We start from the raw sequence: 14254 nt of genomic DNA, 5'->3' as shown, positions 1-14254 counted from the left end.
CACGATGTCTCCCACCATGCAAGTCGCCGCCATCCATGCCGAGGCCCCGGCCTCCGATGCGGCCCGGTTCATCGTCGGCCAGGACCCCCAGGGCCACTGGGTCGCCATCGAGATCCATGGGCGCGCCGGCGGCCTGTTCCGGAGCCGCAAGGCCGCAGTCGAGTACGCCGAGGACGAGACCGACCACCGGCCCGACGCCGTGCTCCTGTCCGGGGAACGGATCGAGCTGCGCATCTGATGCCATGGCCGACCCCTTGGAGCGGTCGGCCCCGGCATCCCATATCCATCCCGTCGTCAACTTCAGAGGTTTCCCGTGTCCACCCGTTCCGTCCGAGCCCGCCACATCCGGCACATGGGCTCCGGAGGCCGCAGAGCCCAGGTCGTCCGCACCTCGGACCTCGTCCTCGCCGTGGCGGGCGTCGCCACCCTCGGCGGCTTCTGTCTCCGGCTCGACGCCGACGTGCTGGTAAACGTCTCGGGCACCTGACGCCCCGGGCCGGACCGGTCCCGAGGGCGGGTCCGGCCCCTGGATCGAGGGATGGACCGCGACCGACCTCGCCGCGACCGAGGCAAGCCTCGCCATCGACGGCCACGTGGTCGCGCGCGGCCACGGACGCGACTTCATGGGGACCCGTTCGCCGCGGTGGCTCGGTTGGCGCGTCGACTCGCCGAACGAGGCTCGGGCCTGAGCGCGGGCGACCTCGTTTCGGTGGGGAGCGGGTACCGGCCTAGCGTATCGTCCTGGATATCGTATCCAGGACGATACGCTAGGTTCTTGTGCCGCATCGGCTTTTTCCGAAAGCCGGCGGCCACCTTTCGGACCGATGTTCTAGCGCAGGTGCTGCCCGGTCAGTCTCTGCATGACGGGTTCGACGGTCTCGGCTTCGCCTCGCTCGACCTCCGCTGAACCTCGGGCCATCGTGTCCGGGGGGGGGCCTCCGGACGTCGGTCGTCCAGGGGACTTCTCAGACTGTGTCGAGGGGCCGGCCACCCATCAGCGCGTAGAGGCCGGCCGCGTCCCGCGCGCTCCGCAGGGCCGCGGCGGTCTCCGAGTTCCTGAGCCTGCGCGCCACGCAGGCCAGCGCGTTCAGGTGCCCCCCACCTTCCCCCGTCGGCAGCAGCAGCAGGAACACGAGGTCCACCGGCCGCTCGTCGATCGCGTCGAAATCGAGGGGCTCCCGCAGGCGGGCCAGCAGCCCGAACGGCTTCCTGACCGCATCCAGCCGGGCGTGCGGCAGCGCCACGCCGTCGCCGACCCCGGTCGAGCCGAGCTCCTCCCGGCGGACGAGGGCACCGAGGATCGTGTCGGCGTCGAGATCGAGCGACTGCGCGGCGCGCCGGGCCAAGTCTTCGAGGAGGGTGGGCTTGCCGGAGGCGCGCAGGCCGTGGATCACGGCCTCGGGTGCGAGGATGTCGCCGATGGTCATCGCGTCGGCCGGCCGCATGTAAGGCTGGGCGTCAAGGGCGCGTCTCCGGCGCCGCGGGCGGCTTGAGATTCGGTTCGTCGTCGGGGGCGCGCAGGCGATAGCCGACGCCGGTCTCGGTGAGGAGGATGCGCGGGCGCTCGGGGTCGGCTTCCAGCTTCTGCCGGAGCTGGCGCATGTAGACGCGCAGGTATTGCGGCTCGGACGAGACCGAGACCTCGTGCATCAACTGGGCGTGGGTCAGCACCTTGCCGGCGTGCAGCACCAAGACACGCAGGAAGTCGTACTCGCGCGGGGTCAACTTCACCTCCGCGTCGTCGACCTTGACGACGCGGCGGACGAGATCGACCGAGAGGCCGTCGACCCGGAAGACCGGCCGCTCGCCGCGCACGGCCAGCTGGTGGCGCAGGGCCGCGCGCAGGCGGGCGAGCAGTTCGGCCATGCCGAAGGGCTTCGTCACATAGTCGTCGGCCCCGAGGTCGAGCGCCTCGACCTTGCCGCCCTCGTCGTCCCGGCTCGACAGCACCACCACCGGCAGGCCCGGATGGCTCGCCCGGATCGCCCGCAACAGGTCGTGACCGCGCATGTCTGGCAGGCCGAGGTCGAGGATGACGAGGTCCGGGCTCTCGCGCGCCAGCACCTCCAGGGCGGTGGCGGCGTTGCCCGCCTCCAGGATGGCGTAGCCCTGGGTGGACAGGCCCATGCGCAGCAGCTTGCGGATCGGTGGCTCGTCGTCGATGACCAGGATAGTCGGGCTCATGCGGCGATCTCCCTCGGCGTCGTCCGGGCCGGGACCGGCAGCGTCACGGTGAAGGCGGCCCCCGACCGGTCGCGCCGGTTGCCGGCGATGACGGTGCCGCCCATCGCCTCGACGAACCCGCGGGAGATGGCGAGGCCGAGCCCGGTGCCCGCCCGGACGTGGTCGCTCTTCCGGACCCGGTAGAACTTGTCGAACACCCGCTCGACGTCCCCCTCGGGCAGGCCGGAGCCCTCGTCCAGCACCGCGATGCGGACCGTCCGGCCGTCGTGCCGGGCGCGGACCGTCACCGTCGAGCCCTCGGGCGCGTACTTCGCGGCGTTGTCGAGAAGGTTCACCAGCACCTGCTCGAACAGGACAGGGTCGAGGTGCAGCACCGGCAGGTCGGGATCGATCTCGACCGCGACCCGGTGGTCGGCCAGGATCTTCTGGGTCCGCCGCAGGGCGGTGTCGACGGTCTCGGCGATGTCCTGCGAGGCGAGGTTCGGGGTCACGGCGCCGGCTTCCAACCGGGTCATGTCGAGCAGGTTGACGATGAAGCGGTTCAGCCGCTCCGATTCCTCGATGATCGTCGCCAGCAACTCGGCCTTGGACTCGGCCGGGAGCGCCGCGTCGAGGTCCCGGAGCGTGCTGGCCGAGCCGAGCACGGAGGCGAGCGGCGTGCGCAGGTCGTGGCTGATCGAGGTCAGCAGCGCCCTCGCCAGCCGGTCGGTCTCGGCGGCGCGCTCGGCCCGGTCGAGATCCTCCACCAGCCGGACCCGCTCGATGGCGAGCGCGCCCATGTCGGCGAGCGCGTCCAGCAGGCGCCGTCCCTCCGGCGTCAGGATCGGACCGGTGCCGTCAGCGTCGAGGCCGATCACCCCGATGGTGCCGCGTCCGGTGCGCATCGGCAGGAACAAGCGCTTGGCGCCGGGCAGCGTGTCGGCCCCGCGCCCCGCGGGACGCTCGTTGTCGAAGGCCCATTGCGCGGCGGCGAGGTCGGCTTCATCCAACATGTCCTCGGGCGGATAGCCGGCCCGGACCGTGATGGCCTCAGCCTCCGGCAGCAGCAGCACGACCCGCGCCTTCAGCATGGCGGCAATCTGCGCCGAGGTCGCCCAGAGCACGTCGTCGAGGGTGCCGCAGCCCGCGAGCTTGCGCGAGAAGCCGAACAGCCGCTCCGAGGACTTGGCGCGCGCTTGGCTGACCACCGCGGTCAGGCGGGCGCGGGCCGCGAGATTGGAGACCACCACCGCCACGACGGTGAAGAGGACGAAGGCCGCCACGTTGGTCGGGTCGGCGATGGTCAGGGTGTAGACCGGCGGCAGGAAGAAGAAGTTGTAGGACAGCGAAGCAACCACGACGGAGAGGAGCGACGGTCCGAGACCGAAGCGCACGGCGACGCCGACGATGGCGGTGAGCAGGAACAGGTCGGCATTCTCCACACCGGCCTGGGGCTGGAGCAGCAGGGCCAAGCCAAGCCCCAACCCGGTCATGACGAGGGCGAGGGCGTAGGACCGGATGTCGGGGGACGCGGCCGGTGCCGTGGCGACCGTCCGAGCAGGGTTTGGCGCGACGGGCACGGCCTCGCCGGGCACCACGTGCACGCCGATGTTGCCGCTGCGGCGCACGAGGTCGTGCACGACCGAGCCGTTCACGAACTCGAACCACTTCGAGCGCGCCGCCTTGCCGACGACGATGTGGTTGACGTTGGCCGATTGCGCGTAGGCGAGGATGTCGTCGGCGATGCGCCGCCCGCCCGGCAGGGTCACGGCGTCGCCCCCGAGCCGGTCGGCCAGCCGCAGGGCCTCGGCGATGCGGTCGCGCTCGGCCTCGGTGAGCGATGCGGCGCGCGGCCCCTCGACCACGAGGGCGGTCCAGGGGGCGTGCAGGCGGTCGGCCAGCCGCTTGGCATACCGCACGAGGCCGGCCGAGCGCGGGTCCTCGCTGACGCAGACCAGCACCCGCTCGCCCGCCGCCCAGGGGCCGGGAATCGCGTTGGCCCGCATGTGGCTGAGGAGCTCGTCGTCAACCCGGTCGGCGGTGCGCCGGAGCGCCAGTTCGCGCAGGGCCGTCAGGTTGCCGCGGGAAAAGTAGTGCTTCAGCGCCCGCTCGGCGTTGGTCGGGACGTAGACCTTTCCGGCCTTCAGGCGCTCGATCAGATCGTCGGGGTTGAGATCGACCACCTCGATGTCGTCGGCCCGGTCCAACACCCCGTCCGGTACGGTCTCGCGCACGCGGATGCGGGTGATGGAGGCCACCACGTCGTTGAGGCTCTCGACGTGCTGGATGTTGAGCGTGGTCAGGACGTCGATGCCGGCGTCGAGCAGTTCCTCGACGTCCTGATAGCGCTTCGGGTGGCGCGAGCCCGGCGCGTTGGTGTGGGCGAGTTCGTCCACCAGCGCGAGCGCCGGGCGACGCGCGAGCAGCGCGTCGAGATCCATCTCCTCCAGCACGGTGCCGTGATAGGGCACGGCTCGGCGCGGGATCACCTCGAAACCGTCGAGCAGCGCCTCGGTCTCCGCGCGCCCGTGGGTCTCGACCACGCCGACCACGACGTCGGCGCCCGCCTTGAGGCGGGCGCGGCCGATGGTCAGCATCTCGTAGGTCTTGCCGACGCCGGGGGCGGCGCCGAGAAAAACCTTGAGCCGGCCGCGCGTCCGCTCCTCCCGGCGCGCCGCTTCGAGCAGCGCGTCGGGCGAGGGGCGGTTCGGGTCGCGGCCGGTGTCGGGCATGCTCGTGTCTTAACGCTTGGCGAGGTCGTCGAGCGCGAGGTTGAGCGCCAGTACGTTGACGCGCGGCTCGCCGAGGAGGCCGAGGGTGCGGCCCTGCACCTGGGCGGCGACGAGTTCGTTCACCTGCTCCTCCGAGAGTTTACGCGCACGCGCCACCCGCGGCACCTGGAAGAAGGCCGCCTCGGGCGAAACGTCGGGGTCGAGGCCCGAGCCGCTCGTCGTCACGAGGTCGACCGGCACCGGCTGGCCCGGGCTCTCGGCGCGCAACGCGTCGAGGTCGCCCTTCACCCGCTCGGCGAGCGCCGCGCTGGTGGGACCGAGGTTCGAGCCCATCGAGTTCGCGGCGTTGTAGGGCGCCGGCACGGTCTTGCTCGCGTCGGCCGGGTCGGCCGCGGTCGTCGCCGAGGGCCGGCCGTGGAAGTAGCCCGCGCCGGTGAAGCCCTGCCCGATCAGGCTGGAACCGACGACCCGGCCGTCGCGCTCGATCAGGCTGCCGGCGGCCTTGGCCGGAAAGACCGTGCCGGCGACGCCGGTGACGGCGAGGGGGTAGGCGAGGCCGGTCAGTGCCGTCAGGGCGACGAGCAGGACGAGGGCGGGGCGAAGCTGGTTCAGCATGGCAGGTCTCATGACAGGATTTCCTGGGACCTTCGTTCAAGCGAGGTGGAGGGCGGTGACGGCCATGTCGATGGCCTTGATCGCCACGAAGGGGACGAGGACGCCGCCGAGGCCGTAGACGAAGAGGTTGCGGCGTAGCAGCGAGGCGGCACCGACCGGTCGGTAGGTCACGCCCTTGAGTGCGAGCGGGATCAGGGCGACGATGACCAGCGCGTTGAAGATGATGGCCGAGAGGATCGCGCTCTGGGGCGAGGCGAGCCCCATCACGTTGAGCGCCTGAAGCTGCGGGTAGAGCGTCAGGAACATCGCCGGGATGATGGCGAAATACTTCGCAACATCGTTGGCGATGGAGAAGGTGGTCAGCGCTCCGCGGGTCATCAGCAACTGCTTGCCGATGCCGACGATCTCGATGAGCTTGGTCGGGTCGCTGTCGAGGTCGACCATGTTGCCGGCCTCGCGGGCCGCCACCGTGCCGGTGTTCATGGCCACGCCGACATCGGCCTGGGCGAGCGCCGGGGCGTCGTTGGTGCCGTCGCCGCACATGGCTACCAGCTTGCCCTCGGCCTGCTCCTTCCGGATCAGCGCCAGCTTGTCCTCCGGGGTCGCCTGGGCGAGGAAATCATCGACGCCCGCCTCCGCCGCGATGGCGGCGGCGGTCATCGGGTTGTCGCCGGTGATCATCACCGTGCGGATGCCCATCCGGCGCAACTCGGCGAAGCGCTCGCGGATGCCGCCCTTCACGATGTCCTTCAGGGTGACCACGCCGAGCAGGCGGCCGTCCTTGGCCACCGCGAGCGGGGTGCCGCCCGCCTTGGCGATGTCCTCGGCGATGGCGCGGATCTCGGCCACGACCCCCGTCTCGGCATGGGGGCGGACGGCCAGGGCGAGGTTCGAGCCGCGGCTCGCCATCGGCTGTCCGGTCACCGAGGCGATGACGGCATCGACCGCGCCCTTGCGGATGGACGAGCCGTCGAGGTCGACGCCGGACATCCGCGACTGGGCGGTGAAGGGCACGAAGGTGGCGTTCAGCCCGGCCATGTCGCGGGCGCGGATGCCGTACGTCTCCTTGGCCAGCACGACGATGGAGCGGCCCTCCGGCGTCTCGTCGGCGAGCGAGGCGAGCTGCGCCGCGTCGGCGAGATCCTGCTCGGAGACGCCGCGCACCGGCCGAAGCTCGGTCGCCTGACGGTTGCCCAGCGTGATGGTGCCGGTCTTGTCGAGGAGCAGGGTGTCGACGTCGCCCGCCGCCTCGACCGCGCGGCCCGACATGGCGAGCACGTTGAAGCGCACCAGCCGGTCCATGCCGGCAATGCCGATGGCGGACAGGAGCGCGCCGATCGTGGTCGGGATCAACGTCACGAACAGCGCCACCAGGACGATGACGGGGATGGAGCCGCCGGCGTAGCTCGCGAAGCTCGGGATCGAGGCCACCGCGAACACGAACACGATGGTGAGGCCGGCCAGCAGGATGTTCAGGGCGATCTCGTTCGGGGTCTTCTGACGGGACGCGCCCTCGACCAGCGCGATCATACGGTCGACGAAGGTCGAGCCGGCGGCCGCGATGATGCGGACCTTGATCTCGTCGGAGAGCACCTGCGTGCCGCCGGTGACCGCCGAGCGGTCGCCGCCGGATTCGCGGATGACGGGGGCGGATTCGCCGGTGATGGCGGCCTCGTTGACGCTCGCCACGCCCTCGATGACCTCGCCGTCGGAGGGGATCAGGTCGCCGGCCTCGACCAGAACCACGTCGCCGACCTTGAGGGAGGTGCCGGGCACCGTCTCGAAATCGCGGCCGTGGTCGGTGAGGCGCTTGGCCTGCATCTCGGTGCGGGTGCGGCGCAAGGAATCGGCCTGGGCCTTGCCGCGGCCCTCGGCGAGCGCCTCGGCGAAGTTGGCGAAGATCAGGGTGAACCAGAGCCAGAGGACGATCTGGCCGGAGAAGAACAGGTCGGCGCCGCCCGTGGCGAGGTCGCGGACGAAGAGCACGGTGGTGAGCGCGGCGACGACCTCGACCACGAACATGACCGGGTTGCGGATCATGGCGCGGGGGTCGAGCTTCCTGAGCGAGCCGACGAGCGCGGGCCCGACCAGGGCGGCGCTGAACAGCGATGAGGTCTTGCGGGACATGGCAGGGGGTGTCCGAAGGGGATGAGGCGGCCCGGCACGCGACCGGGCCTTGCCGGTTCAGGGTCAGGCGGCGGCCAGCGCCGCGGCCGTCATCAGGGCGAGTCCGCCGAGCAGCACGACGCCGAGGAGCGCCAGCACGAGGTCCGAGGTCCGCAATGGGATCGACGGGGCGTCGTGGCGGCGGCGCAGCACCGGGTGATGGTGCGGCATGCGCCGGGAGGGGAAGGCGCGGGGCATCTCAGCCCCCCGTGCCGAAGGTCTGGCCGGCCGAGCCCGCGAGGTGCTCGACCACGGGCCCGAGCGCCAGGGACGGGAAGAAGGTCAGGCCGCCGACGATCAGGATGACGCCGACCAGCAGGCCGACGAACAGGCCACTATCGGTCGGGAAGGTGCCGGCGGAGGCCGGCAGCGTCTTCTTGGCCGCGAGCGATCCGGCAATCGCCAGCGCCGGGACGATGACGAAGAACCGTCCGACCAGCATGCCGACGGCGAGCAGGCCGTTGTAGAACAGCGTGTTGCCGGTGAGCCCGCCGAAGGCCGAGCCGTTGTTGGCCGCCGCCGAGGTGAAGGCGTAGAGGATCTCCGAGAAGCCGTGCGGACCTGCGTTCGCAGGCCCCGCGAGCCCGGCCGGCAGCACGGTGGCGAGCGCGGTGCCGCCGAGCATCATCAACGGCAGGCAGAGGATGGCCAGCATCGCCATCTTGACCTCGCGAGCCTCGATCTTCTTGCCGAGATATTCCGGCGTGCGCCCGACCATCAGGCCGGCCACGAAGATCGCCACCACGACGAAGACCAGCATCCCGTAGAGGCCCGCGCCGACACCGCCGACGATGATCTCGCCGAGCTGCATGTTGAGGAGCGGGATCAGGCCGCCGAGCGCCGTGAAGCTGTCGTGCATGGCGTTGACGGCGCCGCAGGAGGCGGCCGTCGTCACGACCGCGAAGAGCGCCGAGGCCACGATGCCGAAGCGGACCTCCTTGCCCTCCATGTTGCCGCCCGTCAGGCCGAGGCCGTTCAGCACGGAGCTGCCCGCCGCCTCGCTGGCGTAGGTGACGGCGACGCCGGCCAGGAACAGCGTGCCCATGGCGGCGAGGATGGCCCAGCCCTGACGCTCGTCGCCGACCATCCGGCCGAAGACGTTGGTGAGCGCGGCCCCCAGCGCGAAGATCGAGACGATCTGCACGAAATTCGAAAGGGCGGTGGGGTTCTCGAACGGGTGGGCGGCGTTGGCGTTGAAGAAGCCGCCGCCATTGGTGCCGAGCATCTTGATCGCGACCTGGCTCGCCACCGGGCCGACCGCGATGGTCTGCTGGGCGCCCTCCAGGGTCGTGGCGTCGACATAGGGCGAAAATGTCTGCGGCATGCCTTGCGAGACCAGGAACAGCGCGTAGACGAAGCAGATCGGCAGCAGCACGTAGAGGGTGCAGCGGGTCAGGTCGACCCAGAACGAGCCCACGGTCCTCGCCGAGGCGCGGGAGAAGCCGCGGATCAGGGCCACGGCGAGCGCGATGCCGGTGGCCGCCGAGAGGAAATTCTGGTGCGTCAACCCCAGCATCTGGCTCAGGTACGAGAGCGTGCTCTCGCCACCGTAGTTCTGCCAGTTGGTGTTGGTGACGAAGCTCGCCGCGGTGTTGAAGGCGAGGTCCGGCGCCACCGCCGCCTGCCCCATCGGGTTGAGCGGCAGCACGTCCTGCAGGCGCAGCACCGCGTAGAGCAGCACGAATCCCAACAGGTGGAAGGCGAGCATGGCGAGGCCGTAGCCGAGCCAGGTCTGCTCGTGGCGCGCGTCGATGCCGGCCACGCGGTAGAGCCCGCCCTCGACGGGGGCGAGCACGGGCGAAAGCGGGGTGCGTTCGCCCTCGAAGACGCGCGTCATGTACCAGCCGAGCGGCTTCACGAGCGCGAGGACGACCGCGCAGAACAGCGCGATCTGTATCCAGCCATTGGCATTCATGGGTGTGGTCCGGCAGGGCCGCTCAGAACCGCTCGGGGCGGACGAGGGCGACGGTGAGGTAGACGAGGAGCCCGGCCGTCACGAGGGCGCCGAGGGCGAGGTCGAGGGTCATGGGGGCGTGCCTCAGAGGCGTTCGCAGAGCGTGGCGTAGCCGGCGGCCAGGCCGAAGAAGGCGAGGGCCCCTGCGAGGAAGACGATGTCGAGCATGGGGCGTCCCGGGTCCGTTCGGCCCCTCGGTCGCGGACACCCCGCGACCGACCTGGGCCGAGACTGAATGTGGACGGGAACCGCGTTAGGGTTCGAGACGGAAAGGGAGGCGTTCCTATAAGGATCTCATTAGGACCGGCCCGATTCCGGGCTTCGTCCTGGGCCTCTCGGGCGCGTCGTCGGGCGCCAGGCGGCCTGCAGTTCCTAGCAGGCGCCGGGGGTGTCGATGAGCATGGCTCTGGGGCGGGCGGCGCGCCAGAGCGTGCGGTCCACCTGGATCACCCCCGTGTCCGCGCCCGCGAATCCGCTATAGGGCACGCCGCAGGCCGGGCAGCGCCCGCCGACGCGGCGGAGGTCCCCGGCGCGGGCGTCCGCGTGGACCGGCTCAGGGGAAGCCGGAGTTGACGGGAAGCGTGGCGAAACGCAGGCGAGGCGCGCCCGCAGTCCGAGATGGGACCCGGCGCTCAAGGCGCGGGCAGCGGGTCGAGGACGTTCAGCGCGAGCAGCACGGGGGACAAGGCCGACCACGAGCCGAGGCCCAGGATCATCGGGGCGAAGACGCGGTCGGCCCTGCACTCGGCGGCGATGCGCCGGAAGACGGTCATTCGGGTGCTTCACGCGGGTGACGGCCCGGTGGAGCGAGCAGTCCTCGTTACCCCGTTAGGGAACAAGACGGAGACGGGGCCTCCGGTATGGGTAAGTCCTAAGGACCGTTCGACGGGGCGGGATGCCATGGGCCGATGAAGATGCGCATTCGATGCGTGGGCGGGTTGAACGCGGCTCCGTTTGCACGTCTCTGCCGCTGCGGGGCGCGAACAGGATGACGGCGCTCCCAAGCATGCAGATCGCGCCGCCCGCGACCTCCTAACGGTCGGGTCTGTGTCCCTCGAAGCCCCATAGCCAGAGGATGGCCGCCACGATGTCGATGCCCCCATAGGCCGCGTAGGCGCGCCCGGCGGCCTCGCTCTCCACCGGTGTCAGCAGATCGGCGAACAGCAAACCGCCCCGGCTTTCCCGGAGGCCATTCGGATTGGGTCAGGCGGCCAAGGCTTGCGCCTCGGTCTGAGCAAAGTGGCGCGCTTCGGCCTCGGCGGGAGACACGTTGCCGATGGGTTCGAGCCCGCGGCGCGTAGTGAACCAGGCGAGCCCTTCGAGGGTGGCGAACTCGACCGCCTCGAAGGAGCGCCACGGTCCGCATCGATGGATCACCTCGGCCTTGAACAGACCGTTGATCGTCTCGGCCAAAGCGTTGTCGTAGCTGTCGCCAACGCTGCCGACGGACGGCTCGGCGCCCGCCTCCGCCAGCCGCTCCGTGTAGCGCAGGGCGAGGTACTGCGAACCCTTGTCGCTGTGATGCACGAGCCCGCCGCTCCGGAGAGGCCGGCGTTCGTGCAGGGCCTGCTCCAGAGCCCTCATCCTGAGCCTGTCGAAGGACGACCCCGTAGGCCTCTCGATGATCGTCGATGAAGGCCATCATGGCCGCGACCGGCGGTCGAGCTCCGCCATCGCAAAAGAGGCCGACGCCTTCCTCAGGATCTCGTTGGCCTGCCGCAACTCGCGGTTCTCCCGCTCCAGCGCCCTGATCCGCTCGCGCTCGTCCGGCGTCGGACCGGTCCTTGGCCCTGATCCCGCTCGGCTTGCCGGACCGAGTTCCGCAGCGTCTCGCCCGAACAGCCGATCTTGGCTGCGATCGAGCGGATCGCCCCGTACTGCGAGCCGTGCTCGCCCTGGTGGTCGAACACCATCCGGACCGCGCGCTCGCAGACCTCGGGCGAAAAGGAGACTGTGCGCTTCGTCATGGCTCCATCCTCTCAAGAGTTGGAGCCTCCGGGAAACCCGGAGCGGTTCACATATGCGATTCCCCTCCCGACAAGGGGGAGGGGACACGCGCGCATCCTGTCACCGAAGCGCCACAGCGGCGGCGCCACGGCCCGGGCGCGGCGAAGAACACTGGACCGCGCCCCCGCCAAGCCCGACATCTGGCCCCGTGCCGCAGACGGGTTGCGGGTCGAAGCCGCAAAAGGTCCCCCTCGTGCCCAGCCGGATGCGCTCCCTCCTGACGGCCCTGGCCCTCGCCGTCGCGAGCCCCGCCGCGGCGCAGACGACCCAGGACACCCAGCTCTGGCTCAACACCACCTTGTTCGGCACCCACGGCAGCTTCGTCTACTTCGCCGAAGTCCAGCCGCGCTTCGGCGGCGACGTGTCCCGGCTCGATCAGCTCATCCTGCGCCCGGCCGTGGGCTGGAAGCTGAACGACGCGCTGACGGTCTACCAGGGCTACGCCCGCGTCGAGAACACGCCCGCGGGCATGCCGTCGTTCAGCGAGGACCGTAGCTTCCAGCAACTCAGCTGGGAGATCGGCGAATTCGAAAAATTGAAGCTGTCCTCGCGCACCCGGTTCGAGCAGCGCTGGCAGTCCGACGGGCGCGACGTCGGCTTCCGGTTCCGCGAGATGCTGCGCGCCTCCCACCCGATCTTCGGGGAGGCGAGCGGCCTCAAGGCGGTGGGCTGGAGCGAGGTGTTCGTGGCCTTGAACGACACCGATTGGGGCGCACGCGCCGGCTTCGACCAGATCCGCACCTTCGTGGGCCTCGAAATCCCGCTACAGGAGAAGTCGAAGGGCAAGTCGGCCGTCGAGGTCGGCTACCTCAACCAGACGGTCAACGCGCCCGCCGCCCGGGTCGAGGTCAACCACATCCTCTCGCTCAACCTGTTCCTGCGCTACTGAGGGCCCGCCGCCGAATCGCGGCGGATCGGACCGGATCGAGAGGACCGTTCCGGAGACCGGCTTCGGGGCTTGCCGCGGGTCGCGCGCCGCCCCGGCATTTTTCCGAAAGTCGAACTCGACCTTTCCAAACGCCGCCCGAAATCATGCATTATCGTACCGTATCGCGCACCAGAATGCATGAGCCGCGCTTGCGCTGCATGGCCGAGCTGTCGGGCCGCCCGCGACGCCGAATCCACTTTGCGGATGTTATGCCATCCGCTAGGCACGAACCGAACGCCGCGTGAACACCGAAGACGGGCGCGGCGACAGTGCTAGAGGCGAGCCGGCTGCCCGCGATGACCACCAACCCCGCATCGGCCAATTCGAGTTCCCTCGAGCGCGACGCGCAGGTGGCGATGAGCCATCACGGCGTCAGCCCCAACGACATCGCGCTCGGCGTGGTGATCGGGCGCGCGTCGGAATATTTCGACTTCTTCGTCTTCGGCATCGCCTCGGTGCTGGTGTTCCCGAAGGTGTTCTTCCCCTTCGCCGAGCCGCTCACCGCCACGCTCTACTCGTTCGGCATCTTCGCGCTGGCCTTCATCACGCGGCCGATCGGCTCGATCCTGTTCATGAAGATCCACGAGCGCTACGGCCGCGGCGTGAAGCTCACCATCGCCCTGTTCCTGCTCGGCGGCTCGACCGCGGCGGTGAGCTTCCTGCCGAGCTACAATTCCATCGGCCTCGTTTCGATCGAGCTGCTAGCGTTCCTGCGCATCCTCCAGGGCCTCGCGCTCGGCGGCGCCTGGGACGGGCTCGCCTCGCTGCTGGCCCTCAACGCCCCGCGCGAGCGCCGCGGCTGGTACGCCATGATCCCGCAGCTCGGCGCGCCGCTCGGCTTCATGGTGTCGAGCGCGCTGTTCTCGTTCTTCGTCGTCAACCTGACGCCGGAGGACTTCCTGGACTGGGGCTGGCGGTTCCCGTTCTTCTGCGCCTTCACCATCAACGTCGTCGCGCTGTTCGCGCGGCTGCGCCTGATCGCGACGCCGGAATTCACCCGCCTGCTCAAGAAGGGCAGCCTGGAGCCGGTGGGCGTGCGCGACCTCGCCCGCCATCACGCCCTCGACGTGTGGATCGGCGCCTTCGTGCCGCTGGCGAGCTTCGCCCTGTTCCACCTCGTCACGATCTTCCCGATCGCCTGGAACACCCTGCACAGCGACCGCTCGGCGGGCGACTTCCTGATGGTGCAGTTCTCCGGCGCCATCATCTGCGCCGGCGCGGTCGCGGCCTCGGGGCTGATCGCCGACCAGATCGGGCGGCGCAACGTCCTCATCATCACCGCCGGCCTCATCGCCGCCTTCGCCTTCGGCTCGATCCTGGCGCCGCTGATCTTCGGCGAGAACGCCATCGGCCAGACCATCTACGTCAATATCGGCTTCATGCTGCTCGGCCTGTCCTACGGCCAGACCGCGGGCGCCGTGACCTCGCGGCTCGGCTCGCGCTACCGCTATACCGGCGCCGCGCTCACCTCCGACCTCGCGTGGCTGTTCGGCGCGGGCTTCGCCCCCCTGGTGGTGCTGTACCTCTCCAGCGCGTACGGGCTCGCCGTCGTCGGCGTCTACCTGCTGTCGGGCGCGCTCGCGACGCTGCTGGCGCTGTATCTCGACCGCTCCGAAATGCGGCAGATGTGATTTTTTCCCGAGCCAGCCCGCGCCGGCTCGGGGGCGAACCGAACGCGGTCACTCGCGC

The 14254-nt window shown here is 70.2% G+C and carries 14 protein-coding genes, 2 pseudogenes and 1 other annotated feature; of the genes and pseudogenes, 4 read left to right on the top strand and 12 right to left on the bottom strand.

The genetic code is table 11. The annotated features are described in order from the left end of the window. Positions 1–4: 4 nt before the first annotated feature. Together ASG52_RS07780 and ASG52_RS26990 are read left to right on the top strand one after the other, a co-directional pair. Positions 5–238 carry a hypothetical protein gene (locus ASG52_RS07780; RefSeq protein ID WP_056241324.1) on the top strand — a complete coding sequence of 78 codons (234 nt, stop codon included), beginning with the start codon at positions 5–7 and terminating at the stop codon, positions 236–238. 75 nt (positions 239–313) lie between these two features. Beyond that, positions 314–487 carry a hypothetical protein gene (locus ASG52_RS26990; RefSeq protein WP_156383840.1) on the top strand — a complete coding sequence of 58 codons (174 nt, stop codon included), beginning with the start codon at positions 314–316 and terminating at the stop codon, positions 485–487. Between the two features lie 478 nt (positions 488–965). Here ASG52_RS26990 and ASG52_RS07775 read toward each other — a convergent pair whose 3' ends face one another. The 12 genes and pseudogenes from ASG52_RS07775 to ASG52_RS26065 form a co-directional block, all read right to left on the bottom strand. After that, on the bottom strand, positions 966–1445 hold the full coding sequence (locus tag ASG52_RS07775) for a PTS sugar transporter subunit IIA (protein WP_082552423.1): 480 nt from the start codon (positions 1443–1445) through the stop codon (positions 966–968). 13 nt (positions 1446–1458) lie between these two features. Then, complete coding sequence (locus tag ASG52_RS07770; protein ID WP_056241320.1) at positions 1459–2184, bottom strand: response regulator; 726 nt, start codon at positions 2182–2184, stop codon at positions 1459–1461. Beyond that, positions 2181–4895, bottom strand: a complete 2715-nt coding sequence (locus ASG52_RS07765; protein ID WP_056241318.1) for an ATP-binding protein — start codon at positions 4893–4895, stop codon at positions 2181–2183. The genes ASG52_RS07770 and ASG52_RS07765 overlap by 4 nt, the downstream gene beginning before the upstream one ends. A gap of 9 nt (positions 4896–4904) precedes the next feature. Further along, on the bottom strand, positions 4905–5510 hold the full coding sequence (locus ASG52_RS07760; protein WP_056241316.1) for a K(+)-transporting ATPase subunit C: 606 nt from the start codon (positions 5508–5510) through the stop codon (positions 4905–4907). Positions 5511–5546: 36 nt separating this feature from the next. Beyond that, on the bottom strand, positions 5547–7637 hold the full coding sequence (gene kdpB, locus ASG52_RS07755; RefSeq protein WP_056241313.1) for a potassium-transporting ATPase subunit KdpB: 2091 nt from the start codon (positions 7635–7637) through the stop codon (positions 5547–5549). Between the two features lie 63 nt (positions 7638–7700). Next, positions 7701–7874 (bottom strand): hypothetical protein, encoded by a 174-nt coding sequence (locus tag ASG52_RS27820; protein WP_200945584.1) that lies wholly within the window; start codon positions 7872–7874, stop codon positions 7701–7703. A gap of 1 nt (position 7875) precedes the next feature. Then, positions 7876–9591 (bottom strand): potassium-transporting ATPase subunit KdpA, encoded by a 1716-nt coding sequence (gene kdpA, locus ASG52_RS07750; protein ID WP_056241311.1) that lies wholly within the window; start codon positions 9589–9591, stop codon positions 7876–7878. A gap of 22 nt (positions 9592–9613) precedes the next feature. After that, a complete protein-coding gene (locus ASG52_RS07745; protein WP_056241308.1) occupies positions 9614–9703 on the bottom strand; it encodes a K(+)-transporting ATPase subunit F in 90 nt (29 codons plus the stop codon). 299 nt (positions 9704–10002) lie between these two features. Then, positions 10003–10266 carry a hypothetical protein gene (locus ASG52_RS26985; protein ID WP_156383839.1) on the bottom strand — a complete coding sequence of 88 codons (264 nt, stop codon included), beginning with the start codon at positions 10264–10266 and terminating at the stop codon, positions 10003–10005. Beyond that, positions 10263–10403: a hypothetical protein gene (locus ASG52_RS27815; RefSeq protein WP_200945583.1), complete on the bottom strand. Its 141-nt coding sequence runs from the start codon at positions 10401–10403 to the stop codon at positions 10263–10265. The genes ASG52_RS26985 and ASG52_RS27815 overlap by 4 nt, the downstream gene beginning before the upstream one ends. A gap of 196 nt (positions 10404–10599) precedes the next feature. Continuing rightward, positions 10600–10794, bottom strand: a pseudogene (locus ASG52_RS28245) (YnfA family protein); the annotation flags it as partial. 39 nt (positions 10795–10833) lie between these two features. Continuing rightward, positions 10834–11597, bottom strand: a pseudogene (locus ASG52_RS26065) (transposase). Then, positions 11191–11317: a sequence feature (AL1L pseudoknot), on the bottom strand. (Overlaps the previous pseudogene by 127 nt.) 245 nt (positions 11598–11842) lie before the next feature. On the opposite strand from ASG52_RS26065, the gene ASG52_RS07730 reads away from it, so the two are divergent. Beyond that, positions 11843–12526, top strand: coding sequence for a DUF2490 domain-containing protein (locus ASG52_RS07730; protein WP_056241304.1), 684 nt, complete (start codon positions 11843–11845; stop codon positions 12524–12526). 335 nt (positions 12527–12861) lie between these two features. After that, positions 12862–14196, top strand: coding sequence for an MFS transporter (locus ASG52_RS07725; RefSeq protein ID WP_056241301.1), 1335 nt, complete (start codon positions 12862–12864; stop codon positions 14194–14196). The last annotated feature ends 58 nt before the right edge of the window (positions 14197–14254 follow it).

This window comes from Methylobacterium sp. Leaf456 (genome assembly GCF_001425465.1).
In the GTDB taxonomy this organism is placed as follows: Bacteria; Pseudomonadota; Alphaproteobacteria; order Rhizobiales; family Beijerinckiaceae; genus Methylobacterium.
This window is presented reverse-complemented; position numbering and strand designations above follow the sequence as displayed.